Origin of the sequence: Pseudorhizobium flavum, from assembly GCF_044142885.1 — a bacterium.
GTDB classification, from domain to species: domain Bacteria; phylum Pseudomonadota; class Alphaproteobacteria; order Rhizobiales; family Rhizobiaceae; genus Neorhizobium; species Neorhizobium flavum.
Genome location: NZ_JBIOKZ010000002.1, coordinates 569,162 through 584,639, shown reverse-complemented (window position 1 = coordinate 584,639; position 15,478 = coordinate 569,162). Strand labels below are relative to the sequence as shown.

The 15,478-nt window shown below is 62.8% G+C and carries 12 protein-coding genes; 7 read left to right on the top strand and 5 right to left on the bottom strand.

Annotation, left to right across the window (positions count from 1 at the left end):
• The first annotated feature begins 16 nt into the window (after positions 1 to 16).
• Both ACEPP2_RS06325 and ACEPP2_RS06320 read left to right on the top strand, forming a co-directional pair.
• Positions 17 to 943, top strand: a complete 927-nt coding sequence (locus ACEPP2_RS06325; protein ID WP_152340087.1) for a pseudouridine-5'-phosphate glycosidase — start codon at positions 17 to 19, stop codon at positions 941 to 943.
• 24 nt (positions 944 to 967) lie between these two features.
• Positions 968 to 1,858 (top strand): DMT family transporter, encoded by an 891-nt coding sequence (locus tag ACEPP2_RS06320; protein WP_395516102.1) that lies wholly within the window; start codon positions 968 to 970, stop codon positions 1,856 to 1,858.
• Between the two features lie 34 nt (positions 1,859 to 1,892).
• On the opposite strand, the gene cckA is transcribed toward ACEPP2_RS06320, so the two are convergent.
• On the bottom strand, positions 1,893 to 4,490 hold the full coding sequence (gene cckA, locus ACEPP2_RS06315) for a cell cycle histidine kinase CckA (protein ID WP_077546412.1): 2,598 nt from the start codon (positions 4,488 to 4,490) through the stop codon (positions 1,893 to 1,895).
• A gap of 216 nt (positions 4,491 to 4,706) precedes the next feature.
• On the opposite strand from cckA, the gene ACEPP2_RS06310 reads away from it, so the two are divergent.
• On the top strand, positions 4,707 to 5,606 hold the full coding sequence (locus ACEPP2_RS06310; protein WP_281978289.1) for a flagellar biosynthetic protein FliO: 900 nt from the start codon (positions 4,707 to 4,709) through the stop codon (positions 5,604 to 5,606).
• A 69-nt stretch (positions 5,607 to 5,675) separates the two neighbouring features.
• Here ACEPP2_RS06310 and ACEPP2_RS06305 read toward each other — a convergent pair whose 3' ends face one another.
• A complete protein-coding gene (locus ACEPP2_RS06305; protein ID WP_395516101.1) occupies positions 5,676 to 8,228 on the bottom strand; it encodes a methyl-accepting chemotaxis protein in 2,553 nt (850 codons plus the stop codon).
• A 263-nt stretch (positions 8,229 to 8,491) separates the two neighbouring features.
• Between ACEPP2_RS06305 and ACEPP2_RS06300 the strand changes: the two genes are divergently transcribed.
• From ACEPP2_RS06300 to mobB, 4 genes are read left to right on the top strand one after another with little or no spacing between them, the layout of a single operon-like run.
• Positions 8,492 to 9,427, top strand: coding sequence for a DMT family transporter (locus ACEPP2_RS06300; protein ID WP_077546415.1), 936 nt, complete (start codon positions 8,492 to 8,494; stop codon positions 9,425 to 9,427).
• 1 nt (position 9,428) lies between these two features.
• Complete coding sequence (locus tag ACEPP2_RS06295; protein WP_395516100.1) at positions 9,429 to 10,655, top strand: multidrug effflux MFS transporter; 1,227 nt, start codon at positions 9,429 to 9,431, stop codon at positions 10,653 to 10,655.
• Entirely contained in the window at positions 10,652 to 11,275 is a 624-nt protein-coding gene (gene mobA / locus ACEPP2_RS06290) for a molybdenum cofactor guanylyltransferase MobA (RefSeq protein ID WP_395516099.1), read from the top strand. Before ACEPP2_RS06295 ends, mobA begins: the two co-directional genes overlap by 4 nt.
• Positions 11,272 to 11,790 (top strand): molybdopterin-guanine dinucleotide biosynthesis protein B, encoded by a 519-nt coding sequence (gene mobB, locus ACEPP2_RS06285; protein ID WP_395516098.1) that lies wholly within the window; start codon positions 11,272 to 11,274, stop codon positions 11,788 to 11,790. The genes mobA and mobB overlap by 4 nt, the downstream gene beginning before the upstream one ends.
• A gap of 65 nt (positions 11,791 to 11,855) precedes the next feature.
• Here mobB and ACEPP2_RS06280 read toward each other — a convergent pair whose 3' ends face one another.
• From ACEPP2_RS06280 to ACEPP2_RS06270, 3 genes are all read right to left on the bottom strand, one after another.
• Positions 11,856 to 13,229 carry a class II 3-deoxy-7-phosphoheptulonate synthase gene (locus ACEPP2_RS06280; RefSeq protein ID WP_395516097.1) on the bottom strand — a complete coding sequence of 458 codons (1,374 nt, stop codon included), beginning with the start codon at positions 13,227 to 13,229 and terminating at the stop codon, positions 11,856 to 11,858.
• A gap of 146 nt (positions 13,230 to 13,375) precedes the next feature.
• A complete protein-coding gene (gor, locus tag ACEPP2_RS06275; protein WP_395516096.1) occupies positions 13,376 to 14,764 on the bottom strand; it encodes a glutathione-disulfide reductase in 1,389 nt (462 codons plus the stop codon).
• Between the two features lie 103 nt (positions 14,765 to 14,867).
• Positions 14,868 to 15,470 (bottom strand): DUF2059 domain-containing protein, encoded by a 603-nt coding sequence (locus tag ACEPP2_RS06270; RefSeq protein ID WP_077546420.1) that lies wholly within the window; start codon positions 15,468 to 15,470, stop codon positions 14,868 to 14,870.
• Positions 15,471 to 15,478 lie beyond the last annotated feature (8 nt).

The window sequence follows — 15,478 nt, the reverse complement described above, 5'->3', positions numbered from 1 at the left end:
CTTGCCGGAGAAAGACATGAACGCGTCCGCCGACCCCACTCTTCCCATCGTGTATTCCGAGGAGGTCGCTGCTGCCAAGCGGGCTGGCCGCCCGCTCGTCGCATTGGAATCCACGATCATAACTCATGGAATGCCCTATCCCGGCAACCTGGACATGGCACGCAGTGTCGAGGCGATCATCCGGCAGGCTGGCGCCGTACCGGCCACGATAGCGGTAATCCGCGGCACGCTGCATGTCGGGCTGGAGGACTGCGAACTGCAGGATCTTGCCAAGGCAAGGGACGTGCTGAAGCTATCACGCGCCGATCTGGCATTTGCAGTGGCGCTCGGCCGCACCGGAGCCACCACGGTCGCGGCGACCATGATTGCGGCTTCACGTGCTGGCATCGATGTCTTCGCAACCGGCGGGATCGGCGGTGTTCATCGTGGCGCGGAGGAGAGCTTTGACATTTCCGCAGATCTCGAGGAATTGGCGAAGACACCGGTCATCGTTGTCTGCGCCGGCGCCAAGGCGATCCTCGACATTCCCAAGACGCTCGAGGTTCTGGAGACCCGGGGCGTACCCGTCGTGACATACGGCTCTGACGACTTCCCCGCCTTCTGGTCCCGAGCCTCCGGTTACCCGAGCCCGCTTCGTCTGGACGCGCCCCAGCAGGTCGCGGCCTTCCAGGCAGCGCGCACGGCCCTGGGCATCGAGGGCGGCATGCTGGTCGCAAACCCGGTGCTCTATGCCGACGAGATCCCGCGCGAGGAGATGGAGACGTTCATCCAGACCGCACTCAAGGCAGCCGATGAACAGGCCGTCACGGCGAAGGCGGTCACTCCTTTCCTGCTTGACCACATCTTCCACCAGACGTCTGGCCGCAGCCTGAAGACCAATATTGCGCTGGTCGAAAACAATGCACGTCTTGCCGCGGAGATCGCACTGGCCCTGAAGGCCTGATCCCAGCCCGATCGGAGAGCTAACGTGTCCGCCATTTCGACCGGCGTATCTGCGCCCGCGCAACGTACCGCGCTTGCCTGCCTCGTTCTCGGCGGTATCGCGATCGGCGCGTCGCCCATCTTCGTCCGCCTGTCTGAAGTCGGACCTGTCTCCACCGGTTTCTGGCGGCTGGCGCTGGCGCTCGTCCCGCTTTTCCTCTGGAGCATGGTCAGCCCCAGCAGGCCGGAAACCGCGCCGCTCGAACGGCGGGACTACTTCCTGCTCATCCTGCCGGGCCTGGCGCTTGCGGTGGACCTCGTCGCCTGGCACCTCGCGCTCCACATGACCTCGGTCGCCAATGCGACGCTCCTGGCCAACCTCGCGCCCGTTTTCGTCACGTTGATCGGCTGGCTGCTGTTCAGAACCGCCGTCACAAGAATTTTCCTGCTTGGCCTCGGCTTGGCAATCCCGGGGGTCGTTACCTTGAAGGGTGGCCCGGCTGCACTGGCCGATGGCCAGCTGGCGGGGGACGCCGTGGCGGCGCTCGCGGCGGTCTTCTACGCCTGCTACATCCTGGCGATCGGCCGGCTGCGGAGCCGGTTCGCGACCAACCGGATCATGATCTGGAGCTCGGCGTCAGCCGCACTGTCGATCCTTCCGTTCGCCCTCTATTTCGAAGGAAACATTCTGCCTTCCAGCCTTTATGGCTGGACCATTCTGGTTGGCCTGGCCTTTGTCAGCCACGCCGGTGGGCAGGTGCTCATCACCTATGCACTCGCGTACCTTCCGGCCGCGTTCTCTTCGCTGACGCTCCTGCTGCAGCCCGTCGTTGCCGCAATCCTCGCATGGTGGATCCTGACGGAGAGCGTCTCGCCGCTGCAGACGGTTGGCGGACTGATCGTGCTTGTCGGGATTCTTGTGGCCCGCCGCGGCTGAGGCGGGCCTTGGATTCGGCGGCGATCGGTCGGCGTCAGCTATCCAGCATTTCGCGCACCGCGACTGCCAGCTGTTTCAGCGAGAAGGGCTTCGGCAGGAAGCCGAACTTCGCATCGGCCGACAGGTTGCGGGCAAAGGCATCCTCCGCATAGCCGGAAACAAAGATGAACTTCAGGTCCGGATGCTTCTTGCGCAACTCTCCGAGCAATGTCGGCCCGTCCATCTCCGGCATGACCACGTCGGATACGACGATGTCCACCTGCCCCCCGAGCTCTTCCATGATCTCGAGCGCCTCGATGCCGGAACCCGCCTCATGCACGGTATAGCCACGGGTCTCGAGCATGCGCTTCCCTCCCCGACGCACAGCCTCCTCGTCCTCGACCAGAAGAACGACGGCGGAATTGCCCGTCAGGTCCACCTGCTCGCTGGCGGGTGCAGCCGGGGCCTCGGTCGTGACAACCGGAGCGTCGCCGCCACCCGGTTGTACGGCAGCCACTGCTTCCGGCACATGCCGGGGCAGGAAAATGCGGAATGAGGTACCGCGCCCAACGTCCGATTCGGGATAGATATAACCGCCGGACTGCTTGACGATCCCGTAAACCATGGAAAGGCCGAGACCCGTCCCTTTGCCCACTTCCTTAGTGGTGAAGAACGGCTCGAAGATCTTGTCCATGATCTCAGGCGGAATGCCCGTGCCGGTATCGGAGACCTCGACCATAACGAAATCTTCCGAAGGCAGGTCCGCCTGCGGATAGTTGCCAGTCTGATCGGCGGGGACGTTGCGGGTCTTCAGGAGGATCGTCCCGCCTTCCGGCATCGCATCGCGTGCGTTCACGCAGAGATTGATGAGAACCTGTTCGAACTGCGAAAGGTCGGTGCGTACCGGCCACAGGTCGCGCCCGTAATCCACTTCCAGCTTGACGTTGGTCCCCGAGATCAGCCGGTCGACGAGCATGCGCAGGTCGCCCACCACATCGGTGAGGTTAAGAACCGCCGGCCGCATGGTCTGCTTGCGCGAGAACGCTAGCAGTTGGCGTACAAGCACGGCCGCACGATTGGCGTTGCGCTTTATCTCCATCAGGTCGGCGAAGCTCGCGTCGGACGGCCGCGCCTGCAATAGGAGGTGATCGGAGGACAAGAGGATCGCGGTGAGCACGTTGTTGAAGTCGTGCGCAATGCCCCCTGCCAGGGTACCCACTGCGTTCATCTTCTGCGTCTGCGCCATCTGCGTCTCGAGCGCCTTCTGCTCGGTGGTCTCGACGGCGTAGACGATGGCGACTTCTTCCGGTGCCTCGTCGCTCTCGTCGATCACGGCGTTCACGTAGAAGCGAACATAGCGGCTCTCGTCGCCGGGATGGCGACAGTCGATCGGCGCGATATCGCCCTGACGGTCTCTCGCCGCAGCGAGCGCGTCCATCAACTGCTGTCGCGCCCCTTCATGCACGATCGTCTCGAGCTGGGCACCTGCCTCCACATCGTCGCGCGAGACCACACCGGAGAACAGCCGCAGGAAGGGCGCGTTGATCCGCAGGATCTTGCCGTCGCCGTCCACGGAGGCAATCGCCATGGGCGTATTGTTGAAGAAGCGGGTGAACCGCATCGCCGAAGCCGACTGGTCGCCCTCCACCCCTGGCTGGCGGGCGAGCACGATGGTCCTGCTTTCGCCGGGTGCGCCGTCGCGCATGGACGTCACACTATGCAGCAGCCGCACAGGCAGGCTCTGGCCGCTCGTGCGACGCAGATCGAGATCGAGCGTCTCGGTTCTCTGCAGCCCCGGCGCCGCCTGTACTGACTGGATGAGCGCCATGCCTTCGCCGGCGACCAGGTCGGCGATGGAAAGGGAGCGAGGAACAAACTTGGTCAGGTCTATGCCGAGCCAGTCGGCAAGAGTTGCGTTGACGTAGAAGATCTCGCCCTTCCGCCCGGCAGAGAAGAAGCCGGCGGGGGCATGGTCAAGATAATCGATGGCGTTCTGAAGCTCCCGGAAGAACCGCTCCTGATCGTCTCGCTCGGACGTGATGTCGGTCAACTGCCAGACACTGAACTGCTCGGGACGGCCCTCGTCCTCCTTCAGGATCCGAGCCTTCAGCCGATACCAATGCGCCTCGGAACCTTGTCCGCTGGATCGCCCGAGCGGCTGCGGAAGTCGAAACTCCTCGTGGCCTTCCCGCCCCTCTCGAATGCCGTTGACGAGCCTGTAAAGTGCTTCGCTGGACTCCCGATGGCGTGACAGGAGCGGTTCGAGCGGCTGCACCGCCGCTGCCTTGCCGGCGCCAGTAAGCCGGCCGTAGGCCGCGTTGGCGTAGATGGTGCGCCCCTTCGGATCGGTAACGAGAATCCCGTCGCGATGCCCGGCCATGAAGGCGCGTGCCAGCGCATCCGAGCGAGACTGCGGCATGACCTCCACGAAGCCGATCACGGAGGAGACGAGGAAGAATATCCCCACCATGGCGAGAACGCCGAGCACACCGAGGACGATTTCGTTGTCGAGCGCCTGCTGGAAGAAAACAAAGGCCGCCGAAGCGCCGATCAGCACGAATGCGAGCAGGAGAATTCGGATGATCGTACCGCCGCGTCCGCCGCGTTCGACCAGCGGTGGCTCGTAGTTGCCGCCGTGCTGCAACTTCGTCATCAACCCCTCACACTCTCGGTGTGCGTTGACGCACACCTTGGGAACTTCCGGCACTTTGCCGCGATTCTCTTCTAGCAAGTTGTGATTGAAGCCAAAAGCATGCGAGGGCAGAAAAGCCGGGATAGCGCATTGCGGGCGTCGGGATGACGAAGGGCGCGCTTGCACTCCGTCGGAAACTTCGCCTCTAATCCTGCCGAAACGGCCAAGGAGCAAGTCATGGAAGAAATGCTGGGAGCTTACGGAGGCCGGCTGATCGTCGCAGTCGTCGGCGTCGCCATCGGGCTTGCCTGCCTCGTCGGCGTTCTATGGGTCGTGCGCGGCCGTTCCGGGCCGTCCCCCTTCGTCCGTGGCGGTAAGAACCGGCAGCCGCGCCTCCAGGTGCTCGACGCCGCAGCGGTCGATACCAGGCGGCGGCTGGTGCTCGTTCGGCGGGATGATACCGAACATCTAATCATGATCGGTGGCCCGACCGACATCGTCATCGAAAGCGGTATCAGCGCGAACCGGCCTGTCTCACCCCCGGAAGCCGCGATCGTTGACGCCGCCGTCCCGGGCCCACGGGTTCCCACGGAGGAGCGGAAACGGGCGGCGCCACCCCCTGCGGCCGCGTCGGTCTCGGGCCGTGAACCAGTGCCGGCAGCGGCCAGACCCTCGCCGCCGGCCGAACCGCAAATACCGCGCCCGGCTGCCACCACCCCGCCTCCAGTGACCGATTCCTCGCCGCCGGCCAGAGCGGCGGCAACTGCTACCTCGGTCGTCACGCCGCCACCGGCTGCAGCAGAACAGCAGACACGCCGCGAACCGGTCCTGGAAGAGGCTGCCGATGTTCTCGACGCTGCCCGAAGCCGCGTCCTACAGGGTGCGACCGTCCCGGTGCGGCCACCTCCCCCGGAGCAAGTCGCTCCCTCGGTCGCATCCCCTGCACCGGTATTGGGCAGCGACTTCGAGCGGATTCTCGAGGAGGAAATGGCGAGCAATTTGGCGTCACGGGAGAGGGTGGCTCCTCCCCCCCGTCCCGCCGATAAGCCGGCGCTGACAGGCGCCACGCCAGAACCTTCGCTTCAGGACGAGATGGCGCGGATTTTCGGCGAAATGTCAGTCACTCGCGAGAAGTAACATAAGACATGGATATGGGAGCCCGCGCGCGGCAGGCCTCCCATATCAGTCTCGGCCGTTCCGCCGCGATCAGGCGGCGTGAGCGTCGCGCGCTGCGGGACCACGGTCCCCGTTCCTGCCCACCGGGCTGCCTGTCCTGAACCGGTCGATCTTCTCGGTCAGCACTTCGACCCGCTGTCTAAGGCCATGGATCTCCGCATTGTTCTCCTCGACCATGGCAGCATTCTGCTGGGTAATGAGCTCCACCTCGTGAACGGCCTGCGTGACCTGACCGATCCCCGTTGACTGTTCATCCGTGGCGGCCGAAATGGCCGCAACCAGCTTCCGCACGTCCGTGACATGCGTAATGATCTGGTTAAGAGCACTGCCGGTCTCCTCGACGAGATGAACCCCGCTGCTGACCTGCGTGGAACTGGCCGAGATCAATTCCTTGATTTCCCGGGCAGCTCCAGCGCACCGCTGAGCCAACTCACGGACTTCCTGGGCCACGACGGCAAAACCACGCCCTGCCTCTCCGGCCCTGGCCGCTTCGACGCCGGCATTCAACGCCAGAAGATTCGTCTGGAAGGCAATCTCGTCGATAACCCCGATGATGGTCGCGATCTTCTCAGAGGAGCGACTGATCTCACCCATGGCGCCGACCGCCCGGGAGACCACCTCGCCCGAACGGACGGCGAACTCCTCCGTCTCGTTTACCGAGGTGGCGGTCTTCCGCGCGCTGTCTGCCGTGGACTTCACCACATCGCTCAGATGACGCAGTGCCCGCGAACTCTCCTCCAAAGCAGACGCCTGCTGCTCCGTACGCCGCGCCAGATCGTCAGCAGATGCGGCCAGGTTCCTTGTCCCGCTATTGATCTCGCCGGTCGTGGCCCGCACGTCTTCAAGCGTTGCGCGCAGCGCTTGCACCGCAGTGTTGTAGGTATGAGCCATAGGGACGAAGTCGCTGGCGAGGTTCTCGTCCATGCTTCGCTCCAGATTTCCTTCCGAAAGCTGGGTGAGAGCATCGGAAAGCGCCGTGAGAGCGGCATGCTGCTCAGCCGCGATCCGTGCGCGCTCCTCGGCACGACGGGCGGCTTCAGCGCTCGTCTGCTCCCGTGCCGCGGCAGCTTCCTGTTCAAGCCGAACGTTTTCAAGCGCGGCATCGCGGAAGACGGTGACGGAGCGAACCATGTCGCCTATTTCATCCCCTCGTTCGCGCCCCTCGATGCTCACGGCGAGATCGCCCTCAGCCAGGCGCTTCATCACGTCCGTCACGCGGCGGAGCGGTCCCCGCAGCGTCTCCACCAGCATCAGGCCGCCAATGATGGCGAGCAGGGTACCGACGACCATTGCGGCGACGGAGATGTTTGCGGACCGTTCGCTGTCTTCCTTGCCGACTTCCTGGGCCTGCGCAATAAAAGCCTGCAGGCCCGACATTCCCTCCGAGAGGGTGCCCGAAGTCCGCACCCGCGCCTCGTTCCACTTCGACTCGATCTCCAGCATCTGGCCGGATGCACGTTCGAGGGCGACGAGCGGTTGCTCCAGATCGGTAGAAAACGAACCCATGGCCGAGTTGTTGTTTCCCAGTGCCGATATCTGGGTACCGGAAGCCCGCAGCGCAGCAATGTCGTCCAACACCACCTTCCGAGCTTCCTCGGTCAGCTGCGAGCGCAGCCGCTCCACATGCAGTTGCAGCAAATCTCCCAGCGCCAGGGACGTCTCCACATGGGCGAGTAGCGTCTTGAGCGTCGTAACCTCGCCTTCCAGATTGGCAAATCGCTCGGCCGCATCTCCGGACTTTTTCAGGACGTTCTGCTGCAACTCGTTCTGGAACCGCATAAAGCCGCTGGCCGCGACGCGCAGGGCCTGTGCCTTCTCAACCGCCGCCATGTCCCCTTTCGCAATCTGCAGGAGATTTTCGGCCCCTTCCTGAACGGGAGAAAATCCCTGCATGATCTTATCACTCACCAGGGACCTCAGCGGCTCGAATTCCGCCAGCAACGCCTGCGCCTGCACTTCAGCAGCCTTGGCCGTTCCCTCGTCGGAACTCGCGTTTCGAACCGCGCTTCGCAGATTGTCTATCCGCTCCGCGATAGACTTGTAGGCGAAGGATTCAAACAGGGCGCCCTTGGCGAACCGTTCCTGGCCTTCGAACTTCTTTCGCAGGTTACCCAGACGCTGCTCAACTGTCGCCGACAACGCCTTGACGGCGTCGAGGTGGGCGCTGATCTCGCTTCCGTTAGCATCACGTTGCTGCTTGACACTCCATAGCTCCTCGGCCCTCTGCCGCATGGCCGGCGCCAGCTTTGCGACAACGTCTATTCGTTGCCGGTCCGCCTCGCTCGCAAGCAGACCCTCCAGGACTTGAACGCCCTTTTCCTGCCGGTCGATGCCCTGTTGCAACGCCCCAAGCGTAACCTCGTCGGGCTTCTCGCTGAACTCCTGCAGCACCGACTGCAGATGGTCGAAATCGGCAATGTTCTCGATCGTGGCGCGTGTGACGGTCATATGCCCGTTGAGCATGTTGGCCGTGTAGTAGCCCGCCAGTCCGACCCCTGCGATGAGAAGTACGAGCGGAACGACGAAGAGCAGGACCTTGGTAACGATCCTGCGGCCTTGAAGAATTCGATCGATAAATGACATGCGACCTCGAGGAAAATATCGCCCTACCCTGCCGGAACATTTGCAAGGCGGCTGGCCGAAATTCCCGCGTCATGCCGGACGGCTACACACTTAGCGATATCTCTTGAGCAAGCGTTAATCGCGACCGGCCATTTTTCTTGCGGGCCGAGGTGGCCAGACTGGTTCTGAATTTCACGCGGTTGAAGACGTTTCTCCGGCCAACCGGTCTGGCCGACCGGGGGTGCCTGCTCTAGAACTTCCTCCCTGCAAGTGAAGGAATCGTCATGGCATCGCCCGAAAACACAAGAGGCGCGCTCTACATGTCCCTCGCCATGGCTTCGTTCACGTTCAACGATGCGCTGGTCAAGTCGGTGACATCTTCGCTGAGCGTCGCACAGATCATCACGGTCCGAGGGGTCATGACGACGGTCCTGGTGTACTTCGTGGCACGCCGCCTCGGCGCATTGCGTCGGATTGCCGTCGTGTTTCAGCCGCTGATCCTGTTGCGGACATTCTTTGAAATCGGAGCAACACTGACTTTCATCAGTGCGCTTGGGCAGATCGATTTCGCCAACGTAACCTCGATCATGCAGTCCCTGCCCCTCGCCGTGACCTTGGGGGCAGCAATCTTCCTGAAGGAACCGGTCGGCTGGCGGCGATGGGCGGCGATCCTTGTTGGATTCTTTGGCGTCCTCATCATCCTGCGGCCGACCGCTGACGGATTTGCATCCGCTTCGCTACTGGTGGTCGCCGCCGTCTTCTTCACCTCGTCACGGGACCTCGTTACCCGCCGCATCGTCGCAGACGTGCCGTCGCTGACCATCACACTCTTCACGGCGGCGGCAAATACGATTGTCGGCGGGTTCCTCATCGTGCCGATGGGCGGCTGGCAACCCATGACGTGGGAAAACTTCCTGCCCCTCGTGATCGCCGCCTTGCTGGTATTCTCAGGCTATCAGGCAGTCATCATGGCCATGCGGACCGGCGAAATCTCCTTCGTCGCGCCTTTCCGCTACACGAGCCTGATCTGGGGCCTCGTCCTCGGCATCCTTTTCTTCGGAGAGCGCCCGGATGCCTTCGTCTATGTCGGAGCGGCGATCATCATCGTGTCAGGGCTGTACAGCTTCTACCGCGAGGGGAAGCGACGCCGCGAGGCCATGGCAAGAAGCCAACAGCCGCTCCCGCAAGGGCCGACAATGTCGATGAAGGATGGAAGCTGACTTGGGCAAGACACGTTTTCTGGACAACAGCACGCCGCCACACATCGCCACCTTGGTCCTCGCAGCCGGCCTGGCGGCGATGTCGATGAACATCTTCCTTCCGTCGCTCGCAACGATGGCCGAGTACTTCGGCACCAGCTATGCCGTCATGCAGTTTGCCGTGTCCGGCTATTTGGCAGGCACCGCGGTCATCCAGATCGCCATCGGTCCACTGTCGGACCTGTTCGGGCGGAGACCGGTCATGCTGGGGGGAATCGTCCTCCTTCTCGCCGGCACGCTCATCTGCGCTCTCGCCCCCAACATCACCATCTTCATGATCGGGCGCCTGATGCAGACAGGGGTCGTTGCCGGCATCGTTCTGTCGCGCGCCATCGTGCGAGACATGGTTCCGATGGAGGAAGCCGCTTCCATGATCGGCTATGTCACCATGGGCATGTCTCTGGTTCCGATGATCGCCCCGACGCTCGGGGGCGTCCTGGACGACCTGTTCGGCTGGCAGGCGAGCTTCACGGCCATGCTCTTGGCTGGCCTCGCGGTACTGCTCCTGGTCTGGCGCGATCTCGGCGAAACCAATACGGCGCAATCCGCCAGTCTCGGCGCCCAGTTCCGCAGCTGGCCGCAACTGCTGCAGTCGCGACGCTTCTGGGGATATACCCTGACCGCCACCTTCTCTTCCGGTGTCTTCTTCAGCTTTCTCGGCGGCGCACCCTTCGTCGGCAGCGTGATCCTCAAGCTGACGCCGTCCGCCCTCGGTCTTTACTTCTTTACCATGGCGGCGGGCTACATGCTCGGAAACTACCTGTCCGGCCGGTATGCGCGTCGCTTCGGGATCGGCCCGATGATGTTGTCGGGTAACATTGTCAATGTCGTCGGTATCGGCACAGCCGTCGTCTTTGCGATCGTCGGCATCAGCCATCCGTTCGCTTTCTTCGGCCCACTGTCGCTGATTGGCATAGGCAACGGACTAACGCTTCCGAGTGCCAACGCAGGCATGGTCAGTGTCCGTCCACATCTTGCGGGATCGGCATCGGGGCTCGGAGGGGCGATCACCCTGGGCGGCGGTGCAGCCCTTTCGGTCCTTGCAAGTTCGGTCCTGACACCTGAGACCGGAACCATGCCTCTTCTTGCCGTCATGGGAGCGACGGTTGTTCTGGCTCTGGCTGCGACCGAGTACGTGCGCTGGATCGATCGCCGCGAAGGATCGCTGGGAGGTGGTGACGGCCGATGACGAAGCGCCCGCCGAACGGATTGATCCTCGCGGGAGGAAAGTCGAGCCGCATGGGCAGCGACAAGATCTCGCTCCCCTTCGGGTCGGGCACGCTTCTTACCCGCATGCTTGATCGCCTGGCACCGCAGGTAACCGAGGTCGCCGTCAATGGACCACCGTCGCTGCAACTGCCGAAGGGTGTACGTCACGTCCCCGACACCTTGCCGGGCCAGCCGGGACCGCTCGCGGGTGTTCTGGCCGGATTGCGGGATCTGTCCAGCCATCGACCGGACGAGGTGCACCTGCTGACGGTGCCTTCGGACGCCCCGTTCTTTCCGGAGGATCTCGCCCGTCTGCTCATGTCAGCAGCATCGGGTCCGGAAACGGTCGCGATCGCGGCATCTGGTGGGCGAGCGCATCCCGTTTTTGGCCTCTGGCCGATATCACTGGCGAACGATCTCGAACATTGGCTGAGGAACAGCGAAAACCGACGCATGTCTGACTATCTTGGACGTCAACAAGTGGTGACGGTGGAATGGGCGATGGTATCTACTACCGCCGGCCTGCTTGACCCGTTCATGAACCTCAACACCCCTGAAGAATTGGGAAAGGCCCGGCGCTTTCTGGAGATACTTCCGTGAGCCGGCCCCGCGTCTTCGGGATCGCTGGCTGGAAGAATTCGGGCAAGACGGGTCTTGCCGTACGGCTTGTGGAGGAATTCACCCGGCGGGGCTACCGCATCTCGACCATCAAGCACGCCCACCACGACTTCGATATCGACAAAGTGGGCGCAGACAGCTATCGCCACCGCCAGGCAGGCGCACACGAAGTCGCGCTCGTCTCCGGCATGCGCTTTGCGATCATGCATGAACTCCGCGGTGATCCCGAACCAGCCTTCGAAGACATCCTCGCCCGCCTCGCCCCCTGCGACCTCGTCCTGATCGAAGGGTACAAGCGGGAACCTGTGCCGAAGATCGAGGCGCGACGGCTTCAGGCGGAGAGCCGCGAACCGCTCGCCCCAGGCGATCCGCACATCGTCGCCATCGCCGCGGACCACCCGGTGGAGGGCACATCCCTTCCCGTCTTCGAACTCGACGACACCAGCGCCATCGCGGATTTCATTGCCGCGGCGATAGACCTGCCACGGAAGGAATGACGCAACGAAAAAGGCCGGCTTCCACTGACGGAGAGCCGGCCTTTCGTTTCACTATGTCAGGGCTGTCAGCCGTTGACGACCATCCGCTTCTCGTCGCGGCCGGTCTTCATCCTCTCGGCGAGCAGGAAGGCGAGCTCCAGCGCCTGGTCGGCGTTCAGGCGGGGATCGCAATGGGTGTGATAGCGATCCTGCAGATCACCAGCCGTGACTGCGCGCGCTCCGCCGGTGCATTCCGTGACGTCCTTGCCGGTCATCTCGATATGGATGCCGCCCGGGTGCGTCCCTTCTGCACGATGGATCTGGAAGAAGCTCTCGACTTCCGACAGGACACGGTCGAACGGCCGGGTCTTGTAGTTGTTGAGGGTGATCGTGTTGCCGTGCATGGGATCACAGGACCAGACGACCTTGCGGCCTTCACGTTCTACCGCGCGGATCAGCTTCGGCAGATGGTCCGCCACCTTCTCATGCCCGAACCGGCAGATCAGCGTCACTCGACCAGCTTCGTTTGAAGGGTTCAGCGCGTCGATCAGTTCCAGTAGGTTGTCGGGCTGGAGCGAAGGGCCGCACTTCAAGCCGATCGGGTTCTTGATCCCGCGGCAATACTCCACATGCGCGTGATCTGCCTGACGGGTCCGATCACCGATCCAGATCATATGGCCGGACGTCGCGTACCAGTCACCCGACGTCGAATCGACGCGCGTGAGCGCTTCCTCGTAACCCAGGAGCAGAGCCTCATGGCTGGTGAAGAAATCGGTCTCGCGAAGGCTCGGATTGTTGTCGGCGCTGATGCCGATCGCCTTCATGAAGTCCATGGTTTCGCTAATACGGTCGGCAAGCTTCTTGTAGCGCTCGCCCTGCGGGCTGTCCTTGACGAAGCCGAGCATCCACTGGTGGACGTTCTCCAGGTTGGCATAGCCGCCCATCGCGAAGGCGCGCAGCAGGTTCAGCGTCGCGGCCGACTGGCGATATGCCATCAGTTGCCGCTCGGGGTTCGGAATGCGGGCTTCGGGATTGAACTCGATGCCGTTGATGATGTCGCCGCGGTAGCTCGGCAGTTCGACGTCACCCTGCTTCTCGATGTTGGAGGAGCGCGGCTTGGCGAATTGGCCAGCGATCCGACCGACCTTGACCACCGGCTGCTGCGCTCCGAAGGTCAGCACAACGGCCATTTGCAGGAAGGCACGGAAGAAGTCACGGATCGTGTCCGCCCCGTGCTCGATGAAGCTTTCGGCGCAGTCGCCACCCTGCAGCAGGAAGCCATTACCCTCAGCGACACTGGCAAGGTGCTTCTTGAGGCGACGGGCCTCACCCGCAAAGACGAGCGGCGGAAAAGTGGTAAGCTGGGCTTCTGTCGCGGCCAATGCCGCGGCATCCGGATAGTCAGGGACCTGCTGGATCGGTTTCTGCCGCCAAGTGCTCGGGGTCCAGTTCTGTGCCATTTCGCTCACCTGTCATCGCCGCGGCGCCGGCGCCGGGCTTTCCGTTCTCGATTTTGCGGCGGCTTATAACTCTTCCGGCTGCCCTTGCCTAGCATTTTAGCGCCACTGCATCAGGCGGGCGAACTGCCTATGACGGTCGGAAGACCTCAGACGCGCTCGCCTTTGCGGATGCGATAGCTTGGCTGGTACATGGTTACCAGTTCCTCTGCCGCGGTGGGATGGACGGCCATCGTCCGGTCGAAATCATCCTTCGTGCAGCCAGCCTTGAGCGAAATTCCAAGCAACTGCGCCATCTCGCCCGCATCGTGGCCGAGCACGTGAGCCCCGACGACCTTCCGACTGGCAGCATCGACGACCAGCTTCATGATCATCTTCTCTGCGCGCCCAGACAGGGTCGCCTTCATCGGGCGGAATTCGGCGCGGTAGACCTCGATTTCCGGATAGCGCCGGCAGGCTTCTTCCTCTGACAGTCCGACGGTACCGATCTCAGGCTGTGAGAACACGGCCGTCGCGATCAGCTCGTGATCCGGCTTTGTCGGATTGTTCTTGAATTCGGTCTCGATGAAGCACATGGCTTCGCGGATCGCCACCGGCGTCAGCTGTACCCGGTCGGTGACATCGCCAAGGGCATAGATATGGGGCACGTTCGTGCGGGAGTATTCATCGACGATGATCGCGCCCTTCTCGTTCATTTCGACGCCAGCCGCCTCCAGACCAAGCCCCTGCGTGTTCGGGTCGCGGCCAAGAGCCAGCATGACCGTATCGACGGCAAGTGCCTGCCCTTCAAGTGTACGTGCGACCAAGCCGCCGGCCGGCGCCTTCCGTACTTCCTCGATGATGTCGGTGCAGATGATCCGGATGCCCTTTTCCTCCATCGCGCGATGCAGGCCTTGGCGCATGTCGCGGTCAAAGCGCGAGAGGATTTCCTTGCCACGGTAGATCAGCGTCGTGTCCACCCCGAGCCCGTGGAAGATGTTGGCGAACTCGACGGCGATATAACCGCCGCCGGCGATCAGGATCGAACGTGGCAGTTCCGGCAGATCGAACGCCTCATTTGAGGTGATGCAAAGTTCGTGCCCAGGAAGCGCCGCATGCGGATTGGCCGATCCGCCGGTCGCGATGACGATCTTCTCTGCGGTCACCGTTTGGCCGGTCGTAACCAGACGTATCGTGTGAGCGTCGACGAGCTCAGCCCGCGTCCCCAGCACCTCGACGCCGGCATTCTCAAGGTTGCGCCGATAGATCCCCTCAAGCCGCGAGATTTCGCGGTCCTTGGCTGCAACCAGCCTCTTCCAGTCAAAGCTCGTTTCGCCAACCTGCCAGCCAAAGCCGACCGAATCCTCGAAGTGCTCCGGGAATTGCGAGGCGTAGACGAAGAGCTTCTTCGGAACGCAGCCGCGGATGACGCAGGTGCCGCCGAAGCGATATTCTTCCGCGACCGCTACCTTCTTGCCGAGCGAACCAGCAAGCCGCCCGGCACGAACACCTCCCGAACCACCGCCGATGACGAACAGGTCATAGTCGAAATCGGTCATCGGAGGCTCCTTCGTCAAGTGGCACGCCGCCCATATAAGGGGGATGCCGGAAAAGCAAAAGCCCGGATTGCTCCGGGCTTGGGATTGGGAACCGTGGGTGTGCTTATTGCGGCGGAAGTTGCAGCTGCAATCGCGGCTGTTCTGCTGCTCCTTCGGCAGCAGCCGGCGCCCCGCCCTCGGCGGCCGGCGGCATTTCCGCAGGGACGGCATCAATGATGTCGCGCAGGACGGCCGTGCTCTGGTTGTTCAGGTCCCGAGATATGCCGTTTGCCCAGATCTCGGCTGCCTTGGCCAATTCGCGGGAGACAAGCGGGCCGTTGGTAAGGAGCTTCTTCCCAGCCTCGGTGGCGTAGAAGGAAGAAATCGCCTTCAATTCGTCGAGGGTGAAGGCCTTGGCGTAGATCGTTGCCGCTTCACGCTCGAGGTCGGCACGGCGCGGCGCAAGCTCAAGAGCCTGCTCGTCGACGGCCGCCGAAATCTGCTCCTGAAAATTCGGCGAGGCCTGGATGAACTGCGCCTTCAACCCTTCCGCAAGACCCGGCAGGATGTTGTCGTAGCGGTCGGTTGCGTTGATCGAGGCGATGGCTTCGCGGGCTGCGGCCAGATGCTCCTCGGAAATCTCCTGCGCCTGGAGCGGCGCCGCCATGCTGCCCGCGACAAGCACGGCAAGAGCGGCCGCGCGTCGGAAACCCGCAAACTTGGTCATGAAAATAG